9 protein-coding genes are annotated in these 13,378 nt (G+C 64.4%); 1 reads left to right on the top strand and 8 read right to left on the bottom strand.

All coding sequences use genetic code 11. From position 1 onward, the window contains the following. Positions 1-115 precede the first annotated feature (115 nt). The 6 genes from PSV40_RS22605 to ccsA all read right to left on the bottom strand — a co-directional run bounded on the left by PSV40_RS22605 (position 116) and on the right by ccsA (position 8,197). Positions 116-3,025, bottom strand: a complete 2,910-nt coding sequence (locus tag PSV40_RS22605) for a ribonucleoside-diphosphate reductase subunit alpha (RefSeq protein WP_300542172.1) — start codon at positions 3,023-3,025, stop codon at positions 116-118. Positions 3,026-3,426: 401 nt separating this feature from the next. After that, on the bottom strand, positions 3,427-4,017 hold the full coding sequence (ampD, locus tag PSV40_RS22600; protein WP_300542169.1) for a 1,6-anhydro-N-acetylmuramyl-L-alanine amidase AmpD: 591 nt from the start codon (positions 4,015-4,017) through the stop codon (positions 3,427-3,429). Then, positions 4,004-5,422 carry a sigma-54 dependent transcriptional regulator gene (locus tag PSV40_RS22595; RefSeq protein ID WP_300542167.1) on the bottom strand — a complete coding sequence of 473 codons (1,419 nt, stop codon included), beginning with the start codon at positions 5,420-5,422 and terminating at the stop codon, positions 4,004-4,006. The genes ampD and PSV40_RS22595 overlap by 14 nt, the downstream gene beginning before the upstream one ends. Next, positions 5,419-7,164: an ATP-binding protein gene (locus tag PSV40_RS22590; RefSeq protein ID WP_300542165.1), complete on the bottom strand. Its 1,746-nt coding sequence runs from the start codon at positions 7,162-7,164 to the stop codon at positions 5,419-5,421. Before PSV40_RS22590 ends, PSV40_RS22595 begins: the two co-directional genes overlap by 4 nt. Further along, positions 7,164-7,400 carry a PP0621 family protein gene (locus PSV40_RS22585; RefSeq protein WP_300542162.1) on the bottom strand — a complete coding sequence of 79 codons (237 nt, stop codon included), beginning with the start codon at positions 7,398-7,400 and terminating at the stop codon, positions 7,164-7,166. The genes PSV40_RS22590 and PSV40_RS22585 overlap by 1 nt, the downstream gene beginning before the upstream one ends. Further along, a complete protein-coding gene (gene ccsA, locus PSV40_RS22580) occupies positions 7,397-8,197 on the bottom strand; it encodes a cytochrome c biogenesis protein CcsA (protein ID WP_300542160.1) in 801 nt (266 codons plus the stop codon). The genes PSV40_RS22585 and ccsA overlap by 4 nt, the downstream gene beginning before the upstream one ends. Positions 8,198-8,273: 76 nt before the next feature. Here ccsA and ffh point away from each other — a divergent pair, with 76 nt between their 5' ends. After that, entirely contained in the window at positions 8,274-9,632 is a 1,359-nt protein-coding gene (gene ffh, locus PSV40_RS22575) for a signal recognition particle protein (RefSeq protein WP_300542158.1), read from the top strand. 102 nt (positions 9,633-9,734) lie between these two features. Here ffh and mdoH read toward each other — a convergent pair whose 3' ends face one another. Beyond that, positions 9,735-11,705 carry a glucans biosynthesis glucosyltransferase MdoH gene (gene mdoH, locus PSV40_RS22570; protein ID WP_300542156.1) on the bottom strand — a complete coding sequence of 657 codons (1,971 nt, stop codon included), beginning with the start codon at positions 11,703-11,705 and terminating at the stop codon, positions 9,735-9,737. Beyond that, positions 11,681-13,258, bottom strand: a complete 1,578-nt coding sequence (locus PSV40_RS22565) for a glucan biosynthesis protein G (RefSeq protein WP_300542154.1) — start codon at positions 13,256-13,258, stop codon at positions 11,681-11,683. The genes mdoH and PSV40_RS22565 overlap by 25 nt, the downstream gene beginning before the upstream one ends. Positions 13,259-13,378: the final 120 nt, after the last annotated feature.

Below are 13,378 nucleotides of genomic sequence, written 5' to 3'. Positions count from 1 at the left end.
GGATTATGAAAGCAGCGATACAAAATGAAAAGTGTTCATTCACATCGCTCTGAATTAGTGTTGCTCAATTACATCGAATCAGGCGCCGGATTTTTCCGGCGCCTTGATCCGTTTTTTATTGGCAGGCCTCACATCCTGGATCGTCGATCGCGCAAAACTTGATGTCCGTCGCAGGTGATGCGTTCATCTGCGCCTGCGCTGTGGCTGCTGCCGCATCGAGTGCGTTCATGCTGCCGGTGTCGTCGGTGTTGCCGGAGGCGACGGAGTTCATCTTGCCGGCTTTCACGGTGGACTTTTCTGCATGCGTCGCGCTCATGGTGCGCAGGTAGTAGGTGGTCTTCAGGCCGCGCAGCCATGCGAGCTTGTAGGTGTCGTCGAGCTTCTTGCCCGAGGCGCCGGCCATGTAGATGTTGAGCGACTGCGCCTGGTCAATCCATTTCTGGCGGCGTGACGCGGCCTCGACCAGCCAGGTGGCATCGACCTCGAACGCCGTGGCGTACAGGGCCTTGATGTCCTGCGGCACGCGGTCGATGGGGCGCAGCGAGCCGTCGAAGTGTTTGAGGTCCACCACCATCACGTCGTCCCACAAACCCAGGCGCTTGAGGTCGCGCACCAGGTAGTGGTTGATGACCGTGAATTCGCCGGACAGGTTGGACTTGACCGAGAGGTTGCCGAAGCAGGGCTCGATGCAAGCGTCCACGCCGATGATGTTGGAGATGGTGGCGGTCGGCGCGATGGCCACGCAGTTGGAATTGCGCATGCCGTCCAGCGCGATCTTCTGGCGCAGCGCGTCCCAGTCCAGCGTGGCCGAGCGGTCCACTTCCAGATAGCCGCCGCGTTGCTTGGCCAGCAGGTCCAGCGTGTCCAGCGGCAGGATGCCCTGGTCCCAGAGCGAGCCCTTGTAGCTGGTGTACTTGCCGCGTTCTTTGGCGAGCTCGGTGGAGGCCCAGTAGGCGTGGTAGCAGACGGCTTCCATGGATTTGTCGGCGAATTCGACGGCCGCATCCGAGGCGTAGGGAATGCGCAACTCGTACAGGCAGTCCTGGAAGCCCATGATGCCCAGACCCACCGGGCGGTGGCGCATGTTGGAGTCGCGCGCCTTCTTGACGGCGTAGTAGTTGATGTCGATCACGTTGTCCAGCATGCGCATGGCCGTGGTGATGGTCTTCTTGAGTTTTTCGTGGTCGACCGCGCCGTCTTTCAGGTGCTGGACCAGGTTCACGGAACCGAGGTTGCAGACCGCGGTTTCAGTGTCGCTGGTGTTGAGCGTGATCTCGGTGCAGAGGTTGGACGAGTGCACGACACCGGCGTGTTGCTGGGGCGAACGCACATTGCAGGCGTCCTTGAAGGTGATCCAGGGATGGCCGGTCTCGAACAGCATCGACAGCATCTTGCGCCACATGTCGATGGCCTGCAGCTTGCGGGCCGGCTTGATCTCGCCGCGTTCTGCTTTGGCTTCGTAGGCGGTGTAGGCTTTCTCGAACTCGATGCCGAACTTGTCGTGCAGGTCCGGCGTGTCCGATGGCGAGAACAGCGTCCAGCTGCCTTTTTCCATCACGCGGCGCATGAACAGGTCGGGAATCCAGTTGGCGGTGTTCATGTCGTGCGTGCGGCGGCGGTCGTCGCCGGTGTTCTTGCGCAGTTCCAGAAACTCCTCGATGTCCAGGTGCCAGGTTTCCAGGTAGGCGCAGACCGCGCCCTTGCGTTTGCCGCCCTGGTTGACCGCCACGGCGGTGTCGTTGACGACTTTCAGGAATGGCACGACGCCTTGCGACTCGCCATTGGTGCCCTTGATGTGGGCGCCGAGTGCGCGCACCGGCGTCCAGTCGTTGCCCAGGCCGCCGGCGAACTTCGACAGCAGCGCGTTTTCCTTGATGGCGTCGTAGATGCCGCCCAGGTCGTCGGCGACCGTGGTCAGGTAGCAGGACGACAGCTGCGAACGCAGCGTGCCGGCGTTGAACAGTGTCGGCGTGCTCGACATGAAGTCGAAGGAGGACATGATTTCGTAGAACTCGATGGCGCGGGCTTCGCGGTCGATCTCGTCGAGCGACAGGCCCATGGCCACACGCATGAAGAAGGCCTGCGGCAGCTCGATGCGCTGCTTGCGCACGTGCAGGAAGTAGCGGTCGAACAGGGTCTGCAGGCCGAGGTAGTCGAATTTCAGGTCGCGCTCGGGCTTGAGCGCAGCGCCCAGGCGCTCCAGGTCAAACTGCTGCAGTCTTTCGTCGAGCAGTTCGTTTTGCACACCCTTGGCGATGAACTGGGGGAAGTACTCGGCGTACCGGGTGCCCATGTCTTCCTGGGTGACTTCCTCGCCGAGCACTTCGCGGCGGATCGTGTGCAGCAGCAGGCGCGCGGTGGCGTAGGTGTAGTCCGGGTCTTTTTCGATCAGGGTGCGGGCCGCCAGAATGGACGCCTTGTAGACCTCGTCGATCGGCACACCGTCGTACAGGTTGCGCATTGTCTCCTGCACGATGGGGTCGGGCTTGATCTCGGCGCCCAGGCCGGCGCAGGAGGCTTCGATCAGCGCCTGCAGTTTGCCGATGTCCAGTGTGACTTTTTTGCCGCCGTCCAGCACATGCAGCTGCGGTGCCTGGGTGGCTGGCGTCTGCGGCTGGCGTGCGCGCTCCTGTGTGCGTTTTTCGCGGTACAGCACATAGGCGCGGGCGATCTCGTGGTGGCCGCCGCGCATCAGGCCGAGTTCGACCTGGTCCTGCACGTCTTCTATATGGAAGGTGCCGCCGCCCGGGCGTGAGCGCATCAGCGCGCGCATGACGGCCTGGGTCAGGCCGTCCACGGTTTCGCGCACGCTGGCCGACGCCGCGCCCTGGGTGCCATGCACCGCGAGGAAAGCCTTCATCATCGCCACGGCGATCTTGTTCGGCTCAAACGGAACCACGGCGCCGTTGCGGCGGATGATCTGGTAGTGGGCCAGAGAACTGGCGTGGGCGCTGCTGGCAGGGGACTGGTGTGCGGCAGGCGCGCCGGCGGGGGTGGTGGGGGCTGCGTGTTGGGCTGTTTGCATGTTTTCCTCGTTGTGCTTTGTTGTTGGTGAGTTCGACGGGGTTCAGGGCAGGGAGAGGGCTGACGGGCGCAGTGCTGGCGTGTTGGCGGTCTTTCCTTGGGCTGGGGGGCCTGAATCGGTCCATATCACTAGTCGGCTAAACACTACATCTAGGGTCTGGAGTGATTTCAAGCACTACAGGTAGTGTATCGGCCTCAAATCGTTTCGTCACGCGCGCGTTACTTTTTGTTTACTTTTTTTTGCGGAAAAAATGCACATCTTTGGGTCGTGGGCCTGTGCATCACCGGGCGGCGTATCGTGCCCTGCTGGCACTTGGCAAGTGTTCATGCGCCTTCCCGGCTTACTTGCGGGCATGGCGCGGCGTGGGCTTGAGGCGTACGCCAGTCGACGCTCGCCTGCGGTCAGTTGATGTCTGAGGGAAAACACTTGGCCGGCAAGCCCAGCGAATCCTGCAACCGCGACCACTCAAAGCCGGGCCCCGGGTCCTGCTTGCGGCCGGGGGCGATGTGCTCATGGCCGGCCAGGTAGGTGATCGGGTAGTGGCGCAGCAGCGCCGCGCAGACGCTGGCCAGGGTTTCGTACTGGGCGGGTTCGAACAGCCCGCTTTCCAGGCCTTCGAGCTCGATGCCAATCGAGTCGTCATTGCAGTTGCTTTTGCCGCGGTAGCCGGACTCGCCGGCATGCCAGGCGCGCGCATCACAGCTGACAAACTGCCAGAGTTCCCCGGACCGGGTGATGAAAAAATGGGAAGACACCTGCAAGCCGCGGATTGACTGAAAATAGGGATGGGCGTCCCAGTCCAGCTGGTTGGTGAACAGGCGTTGCACCTGGCCATTGCCAAATTCGCCCGGCGGCAGGCTGATGGAGTGGATGACGATCAGGTCGATGCAAGCCGACGCAGGTCGCGGACCGAAATTCGGCGAGGCTTGCGCCCTGGCATAGCGGTACCAGCCTTCCTGCCACAGTGCGGACACCGCCTCATGAGGGTTCATCGGCCGCTTCATCGCCCTGGGGCATCACGATGTTCAGGCGGGCAATCCGGTAACGGATCTGGCGCAGGCTGATGCCCAGCTTGGCAGCTGCCGCCGTGCGGTTGAAGCCGGTTTCCTGCAGGACCTTGGACAGGATGTTGCGCTCCTGCCCATCCAGAAAGTCCTGCAGGTTTTCCGGCACGGCAACATATTCGGCCGGCGGCGACTCGAGGTGCAGGTCACCGCCTTCGCCGAGGGCCATGGCCCGGTGCAATAGATTCTCGAGCTCCCTGACGTTGCCGTTGAAGGGGTGTTGCTGCAAGGTGGCCAGGACCTGGCCGGAGATGTCCGGCACGTGAAAACCCGACTCCCGGCAAATCCTTCCGAGCAGATCCTGACACAGGGCGGGCAGGTCCTCGCGGCGCTCACGCAGCGGTGGAACGCTGATTTCAATGACGTTGAGCCGGTAGTACAAATCCTGGCGAAACGTGCCGGCCGCCACTGCAGCGGCCAGATCCTTGTGGGTGGCGCTGACCACGCGCACATCGACCGTGTCTTCCTGGGTGGAGCCCAGCGGACGGACGACCCGCTCCTGGATCGCACGCAGCAGCTTGGACTGCATCGCCAGCGGCAGGTCGCCAATCTCGTCAAGAAAAAGGGTGCCGCCTTTGGCCGACTGAAAATAACCGAGGCGGTCCTGTGCCGAGCCGGTGTAGGCGCCTTTGCGGGCTCCGAAAAATTCGGCTTCCAGCAGGTTTTCCGGGATGGCGCCGCAGTTGACGGCGACAAAAGGGCCTGCCGCGCGATGGCTGCAGTCGTGCACGGCCCGCGCCACCAGTTCCTTGCCGGTGCCGGACTCGCCCTGGATCAGCACCGGTGCCATGCTGCTGGCGACCTTGACGATACGGGCCTTGACCGCCTGCATCACGGCCGATTCGCCGACCAGGCGCTGCAGTGTCAGTGATGCATCCGCGGGCCGGGCCGCCCTGGATGCGGCTGTTCCGTCCTCGCTGCCGGGCCTGCTGCGTTCCTGGACGGGCGTGGTGCTCGCCGGGCCCTGGATGGCCGACGCCACCACGCCGCGAAACTGCTTGAGGTCCACCGGCTTGGTCAGGTAGTCAAATGCGCCGGCCTTCAGCGCTTCCACTGCATTTTCGGCGGACCCGTGGGCGGTGATGACCACGCAGCGTTCGGGGCGCTGCTGGGTGACCATCTCCCGCAGCAGTTCCAGGCCCAGCCCGTCGGGCAGGCGCATGTCGGTGATCACGGCATCAAAGCGTCTTTGCTGCAGCTGGGCGCGCGCCTGCGCCAGATCGGCAGCGGCCTCGACCCGGTAGCCTTCGCGCAGCAGGGTCAGCTCGTAAAGGGTGCGCAGGTCGGGCTCATCGTCAATCACCAATATGTGCGCTTGCGTCGGGAGAGTCATGGTGTTCCCTGGATGTCAGACCACATTGTGTCAAAACCCGTCTGGGACAAAGCCTCCGCAGCGACGGCTGGCCGGAAGATGACAAAAAACTCGTTGCCTTCCACGGTGTTGTGGACGGCCCGCTGGTAGCCTATCAGCGCACCGTGGCGTTCGCAGAGCTCCCTGCATATGTACAGGCCCAGCCCGCTGGAGCGGCTCTCCGAGGAGAAAAACGGCTCGAACAGATGCGACTGCACCGTTTTTTCGAGCGGTTGTCCGTCGCTCCAGACCGACAGCCGGGGCTGTCCGGCGGCGGTTATTTCGGTGGTGACCTGTATCGCATCGCCTGCAGCGCTGGCATAACGCCGGGCGTTGTCCAGCAGGTTGACCATCAGTCGCCGCAGGTGCTCGCCCTCGAACAGCACGGCAGTGCGGCCCGCGCCCGCACGCAGGCGCAGCCGCTGGCCCGATGCCGTTTGCTGTGTCCAGTCCGAGCAGATGCGCTGCACCATGTCATCGAGCGGCAGGGCGCTTGTCAGCACCTGGGGTGCCTGCTCCTGAACGCGGGAGATATTGAGGATTTCCTCGACGATCCTGGCAAGCCGCTGTGCGTTTTGCCGGACCATGCCTGTGAGCTGTCGCTGCCCGGCGTCCTGCAGATCTTCCTCGAGCAGGGCATTGGCTTGCGTGATGGCTGCCAGCGGGTTCCTGATTTCATGGGCCACCGCGGCCGACATGCGCCCCATCGCCGCCATTTTTTCGGTGCGCACCCTGGCTTCCATTTCCCGCAGGTCTTCCAGGAACATCACACACAGGCTCTCGTGCGAGCCGTCGCGCGAGGCGGCCAGCCGGGTACGCACCTGCAGGCGACGGGCATGGCGCGAGGCATGCTCCAGGCTCACATCGGCCTGCTGCGGCCTGCGCTGCTCAAACGTCCGTTGCGCCAGCGCCGCCAGCGGTTGCCAGGCCGCTTCGGCGGCCAGCACAAAAGGGGCCGCGCGCGCCGTGTCCTGGATGGCCAGCAAACGCAGCGAAGCCGGGTTGGCCGCGCGCACGATGCCTTTGGTATCGATCACGAGCACGCCGTCGACCAGCGTGTCGATCACCAGTTCATTGACCTGGGTCTGCATGCGTGCAGCCGAGTGGCTGCGTTCGGCCCGCTTCTGTTCCCGCGACAGGCGCAGGGCCAGCTGGTTGGCCAGCAGGGCAATGATGAAAAAGCCCGAACCGCTCAGGCCGGCCTGCAGAAAGCGCGCCGTGGCGTCGCCCGGCAATTGCAATGAGGCCCACCAGGCATCGGCCAGCAGCAGCAGCGCCACGCTCGCGGCGGTACCGAGGGCCAGCAGGATGGGGCCCAGCACGGAAGCCAGCAGCACCGGCAGCGCGAACAGCGCCGTGTAGTTGATCGCTCCCGACTGCAGGAAATTGAGCGCCGAAAACGCCAGTACATCGACGCCGACCGTGGAGAGCCACTGGGCATCGAAGGTGCTGCCCGGTGGTTTCGGATGAGCCCAGACCCGGACGGCGAGCGCCGCAACAAAATAGGCCACGCACAGTACGATCATGGCCTTGCCGACGGGTTGGCCCAGGGCATAAATGGAGGCTTGCAGGGCAAGCAGCACGGTGGCCAGCGTCACGCGGGCCGCCATGAATGCCCGCCACAGCCGGCCGAAGGACTCGCCGCCGGCGTCCGATTCCCAGGCGCCGGATTTTTCTACCGGTCCAAACCAGGAATTCCCGGAGTCCGGAGCCGCCCTGGTCATCAACCCTCGGCCTGTCGACGATGCGCGTCGCTGCAGTAAAACCCGTTGCCGCCGGGCAGCGCGTCCGAACGGGGCAGGTGCACCTCGCAGACGGCGCATGCAACAACTTCAGTGGCCGGCTTGCCGGGGCGGCCGGCCGGCGGCGCGGGTGGCCTGTCCGGCTGTCCGGTGCGCCGGTTGCTTCGCCACAGCCAGAGGACCGCCAGCGCCAGGACAATCACCAACAGGTATTTCATACGCGCTTCAAAATGACTTCAAGGACAAAACGCGAGCCCACATAACCGAGCAGCAGCAGGCCTGAGCCCAGATACAGCACCCGCACCGCCTGCCGCCCGCGCCAGCCCAGGCGTGCCCGGCCGATCAGCAGGCCGGCGAAGGTGATCCAGGCCAGCACCGAGAAAATGGTCTTGTGGTTCCATTGTCCGGCCAGGCCCGGACCGTACAGGGTTTCGGCAAACAGCCAGCCCACCAGCAGCGTGGCCGTCAGCAGCACAAAACCGGCCTGCACGAAACGAAAGGTCAGCCGTTCCAGGGTCAGCAGGGGCACGCCGGTATCGGGCTGGGTGGCGGAACGGATGGAGCGCTCGGAGCGGTTCATCAGCCAGCCATGCACCACGGCAGCGGCAAACAGGCCGTAGGACGCAATGCCCAGCGCCCAGTGCAAAGGCAGCCAGGGCGAGGCAATCACGTGGTAGCTGGTGCCGGGAAACGCCAGCGCCAGCAGGACGGCGGCGCTGCCCAGGCCGGCCAGCGTCCAGCGTGCCTTGAGCTGCGGAAACAGCCGGCTTTCCACTGCGTACACGCTCAGTACCAGCCAGACGGTCATGGACAGGGCCGGCGCAAACCCGAACCGCGGCGGTTCGCCGAGCAGTCCCTCCGCCAGCGTGAGCGCGTGCAGCAGCCAGGCCAGCAGGAGCACGCCACGCGTGGTGGTTTCGCTCAAACGCGCGGTAGCCAGCGCCAGGATGGCATAGGCCAGCGCGGCGCCGATGGCCGTGGCCAGACCCCACCAGGCGCTCAAAGTTAAAATCATGGCTACAGTTTAGCTTCTGCGCCAGACGCCTGGTCCTTCTTTCACTTCCTTTTCGCTCCAGCTGTGGAGCTTATTCATGGCCTCTGCCCTCACCGACAAACTATCCCGCCTCGTCCAGGAAATGCGAGGCCAGGCCCGCATCACCGAATCCAATGTGCAGGACATGCTGCGCGAGGTGCGCATGGCGCTGCTCGAAGCCGACGTGGCGTTGCCCGTGGTGCGCGACTTCATTGCCCGCGTCAAGGAGAAGGCGCTGGGGCAGGAGGTCATGGCGTCGCTGTCGCCGGGGCAGGTGCTGGTCAGCATTGTCAACCGCGAGCTGGCGGCCACCATGGGCGAGGGCGTCAGCGACATCAACCTGGCGGCCCAGCCGCCGGCCGTGATCCTCATGGCCGGCCTGCAGGGCGCGGGCAAGACCACGACCACCGCCAAGCTGGCCAAACACCTGATCGAAAAACGCAAGAAGAAGGTGCTGACGGTGTCGGGCGACGTGTACCGTCCGGCGGCGATCGAGCAGCTCAAGACCGTCACCAAGCAGGCCGGCGCCGAATGGTTTCCAAGCACGGCCGACCAGAAGCCGGTGGACATCGCACTGGCAGCGCTCGATTACGCGCGCAAACATTTTTTCGACGTGTTGCTGGTCGACACCGCCGGCCGCCTGGCGATCGACGAAGCATTGATGGCCGAGATCAAGGCGCTGCATGCGGCGCTGAACCCGGTTGAAACCCTGTTTGTCGTGGATGCGATGCAGGGCCAGGACGCGATCAACACGGCCAAGGCCTTCAAGGAAGCGCTGCCGCTGACCGGCATCATCCTGACCAAGACCGACGGCGACTCGCGCGGCGGCGCGGCGTTGAGCGTGCGGCAGATCACCGGCGCGCCGATCAAGTTCTCGGGCACCAGCGAGAAGATCGACGGTCTCGAAGTGTTCGATGCGCAGCGCCACGCGGGCCGCATTCTCGGCATGGGCGACATCGTTGCGCTGGTCGAGCAGGTCACGGCCGGCGTGGACATGGCGGCGGCGCAAAAACTCGCCGCCAAAATGAAGTCGGGCAGCGGTTTTGACCTCAACGACTTTTTGAGTCAGCTGCAACAGATGAAAAGCATGGGCGGGCTGTCCAGCCTGCTCGACAAGCTGCCGGCGCAGATGGCGGCCAAGGCCGGCCAGGTCGACATGGACAAGGCCGAAAAAGACATCCGCCGCAAGGAAGGCATCATCCAGAGCATGACGCCGCTGGAGCGCCGCAAGCCCGAACTCATCAAGGCCACGCGCAAGCGCCGCATTGCCGCGGGCTCAGGGGTGCAGGTTCAGGAGGTCAACCGCCTGCTCAATGAGTTCGAGCAGATGCAGTCCATGATGAAAAAGATGAAGGGCGGCGGCATGATGAAAATGATGAAGCGCATGGGCGGCATGAAGGGTATGCCGAAGTTCTGAGTTGTACCTCGGATCTATATAAAAACAGCCTTCAGTCCAATAAATACGGGCGCCAACAGCTATCAAATATATAGCGTGTGGCGCCCGTTTGTTTGCTCGGGCCTAAATGGCCCTTAGCCGTGGCCGCACCTGCTGGCTGGCATGCAGCCAGGCGCGGCGCAAGACCGCCGGTGATTTTGTTTCCTCGGGAATCAGCAGGTAATTGTTGGTGCGCATGGCTGTCCCTACGCCGACCTTGCTGGTGAGCACCGTCATCGGGATGGCTAGCAGCAAGGGCAGGCCGACCGGCAGCAGCCACACCAGCGCGCTGGGATCGTTCAGCGTGATGCCGGCGGCCAGCAGCACAATCACTGCGCTCATGGGGGCGAGCTGTTGCAGCGCAATGCGCCACGGCACCGCAGCTGCTTCACGCGGCGGCGATTTCCACTCCAGCTTGAGCCCGGTCAGCGCGACCAGCACGAACAGCGAGTGCGCCAGCATGCGGATCGGCGCCTGCAGCAGGGCGATCAGCGTTTCCAGCAGCGCGCTGCGCAGCAGGCTGGCGGTGCCGCCGTAGGCCTGCTGCTGGCGGTTGATCAGCACGGCCGCAATGCCCAGGAGGCGCGGCAAAAACAGCATGGACAAGGTCCATGCCCACAGGGTCAGCAGTTCGCCGGGCAGCATGGCCCAGTCGCTGACCATGGGTGTGCCCGAGAGCCACAGCGCCGTTCCCAGCGTCAGGAAACACAGCCACAAGGGGGCCGAGAGGTAGGCCATGGCGCCCGTGCCGAACATCGAGCGGTGCACCGGGTGAATGCCGGGCTCGGCAATCAGGCGCGAGTTCTGCAGGTTGCCCTGGCACCAGCGGCGGTCGCGCTGAAGTTCGGCCAGCAGGTCGGGCGGCTGCTGTTCGTAGCTGCCCACCAGGTCGGCCACCAGCCAGACGTGGTAGCCCGCGCGGCGCATCAGCGCGGCCTCAACGAAGTCGTGCGACATGATGCTGCCCGACATGCCGCCCGTGCCCTTGATATGCGCCAGCGCGCAGTGCTGCATGAAAGGCTCGATCCGGATGATGGCGTTGTGGCCCCAGTAGTGCGACTCGCCCATCTGCCAGAACTGCATGCCCAGCGTGAAGAGGCGGCCCGTCACGCGCGAGGCGAACTGCTGCGCCCGCGCATGCAGCGTCATGTGGCCGATGGCCTGGGTGGCGGTCTGGATGATGCCGGCTGTCGGGTTGGCTTCCATCAGCTTGACCATGGCCACCAGGCAGTCGCCGCTCATCACGCTGTCGGCATCGAGCACCACCATGTAGCGGTAGTCCTTGCCCCAGCGGCGGCAGAAGTCGGCCACGTTGCCGGCCTTGCGGTCGGTGCGGCGCTTGCGCAGTCGGTAGTAGACCTCGATCCGGGGCTGGTCGGGCTGGGCGGCCAACTGGGTGCGCAGGTCTTCCCAGGCGGCGCGTTCGGCCTTCTGGGTGGCCGGGTTGCTGGTGTCGGACAGCACAAACACGTCGAAGGCTTTCACATGGCCGGTCGCAGCGACGGATTCGCAGGTGGCGCGCAGGCCCGCGAACACGGTGCGCACATCCTCGTTGCAGATCGGCATGATGATCGCCGTCCTCGTTGTGTCGTCCAGCGCATGGTGCTGGACGTTTTTCGCCGACAGGGCATGTTTGTCGCCGCGTATCGTCACGTAAAAACCCATCATCGCCGTCATGAAGCCGGTGACCACCCATGCGGACAGCAGCGCAAACAGCACGAGCTGGCCGTACTGCAGCCAGGCGCTGTCGTAGTCGGGCTGCATGTCGGCAAACAGAGTGGTGGCCAGCACGGTGCTGAGCACCGTCAGCAGCACGAAGACAGCCCTGCGCCGTGCAGCAGTCTGTTGCCAGGGCTGCTGCGCCTGCGCCGGCAGAGGGTGGTTGGCAGCGGGACGTGTCAGGCCCAGTACGGACGTGCCCAGGCTGTTCCAGAAGCCGCGCCAGGGGCGCGGCACCATCGAGCCGCGGTGCAGCGGCGGCGCGGTGACCGAGTTCGGATGACGTTCTTCGCGCAGCAGGCTGCGGGGGGTCAGGGTGTGATCAGGTTGGTCCATGTTTCAGTCAGGGTGTGGGTGTCATGTTGGAGAAAGGCGCGCAGCTCGATGGGCTGGGCGTTCTGGCTGGCAGGCGTGGCGAGGCGCTGCACGCGCAGGCTCATGCGCCAGCTGCCTGTGGCCGGGTTGCGGTAAGCGATGCTTTCGACGACACGGGCATTGCTGCTGGCCGTGGTGATGGCCTCCACCTTGGCCCCCTCGGGCAGTGCGTCCAGGGCCGGTCCGGCAAAGTCGATGACAAACTGTGTCTGCTGGGCCAAAGCCTCTGCGCTGAGCTTGCTGTAGCCAGTGCCGCGGCGCGACTGGGTGACCCAGCCGTTGGGCGGGCGTTGCTGCTTGTTGCCCTGCCAGGCAATCTGCCAGGCGAGGGCGAGTGCTTCGCCCGGGGCGGGCATTTTTTCCGGCACCCAGTAGGCGGCCACGTTGTCATGGGTTTCGTCCGGCGTCGCAAACTGCAGCAGCTCGACACGGCCCGCGCCCCAGTCGCCCAGCGGGGTTACCCACGCGCTGGGCCGCAGCTCGTACCGGGCTTCGGTGTCTTCGTAGCTGCCGAAGTCGCGGTCACGCTGCATCAGGCCAAAACCCTTGAGGCTTTTCATGCTGAAGGAGGTCACCAGCGGGTACGCCGGGTTCTGCAGCGGACGCCATAACCATTCGCCTTCCCCGGTGGCGACCATCAGGCCGTCGGAGTCATGCACTTCAGGCCGGAAGTCGCCCGCGCGCGGCTGGTTTTCACCGAAGAAAAACATGCTGGTCAGCGGCGCCACACCCAGGGTGGCCACCCGCGGGCCGGCGCCAGCGCGCATGAAGATACGGGCGTGCACTTCGGTGACGGTCTCTTCGCCGGGACGAATCTCAAAGCGGTAGGCGCCCGTCATGCGCGCCGAATCCAGCAGGGCATACACCGTGACCTGCTTCGCACCGGGGGCCGGCTTTTCGAGCCAGAAATCGGTGAAGCGCGGAAACTCTTCCTGTTTTGCGCCGGTGGGGTCCACCGCCAAGCCGCGGGCCGACAGGCCGTAACGCTGGCCGGCACCCAGGGCACGGAAGTAGCTGGCGCCCAGAAAGGCAATCAATTCGTCCTTGTAGTCGGGCGAATTGAGCGAGGTGTGGATGCGGAATCCGGCATGGCCGATATCGCCCCAGCGCGCCGGATTCAGCTGGTTCTTGCCGTAGCTGAAGTCGTCGGCGCTGTAGCGAAGGAGCTTGTTGCCCTGGGCAGACAACTCGTGAATCTGGACCGCTTCGGTCTGCCGACCGACATGGAAAAATTTGGCTTCGTAGGGCAACTGGTCGGCGCGCCACAAGGCCTTGTCGTCCTTGAAACGGATGTCGCGCAGGCCGTCATAGTCCAGGGCAGCCAGTTCGGCGGGAACAGCCGCACGCGGCTGCTGGTAAGGGGTTTGCGCGCGTTTTTGTGCCAGGGCGCCCACGTCGTCCAGGGTCCAGGCATGGGCACTGGCCAGTGCTGCACACAGGCCCAGGAGGGCAAAAAAGCGTGCGGGCAGCGCGTGCCGGAAAGGCGCGTTGAAGCGGGGAAAAACAGCTTGCATGGGTTGACTAGGGCAAACCCTGTGCCAGCCTGAAAAAGTTGTTTTAAATCAAAGGCTTGAAGGGATTCCACGACGCCATCGTGGATCCCGACCACAAATGAGGCTGATGGACCCCTGTTT

It is taken from the genome of Polaromonas sp. (genome assembly GCF_029945925.1).
In the GTDB taxonomy this organism is placed as follows: Bacteria; Pseudomonadota; Gammaproteobacteria; order Burkholderiales; family Burkholderiaceae_C; genus Polaromonas.
Note: the sequence above shows the minus strand (reverse complement) of the source record. Positions and strands in the feature narration are given on the sequence as shown.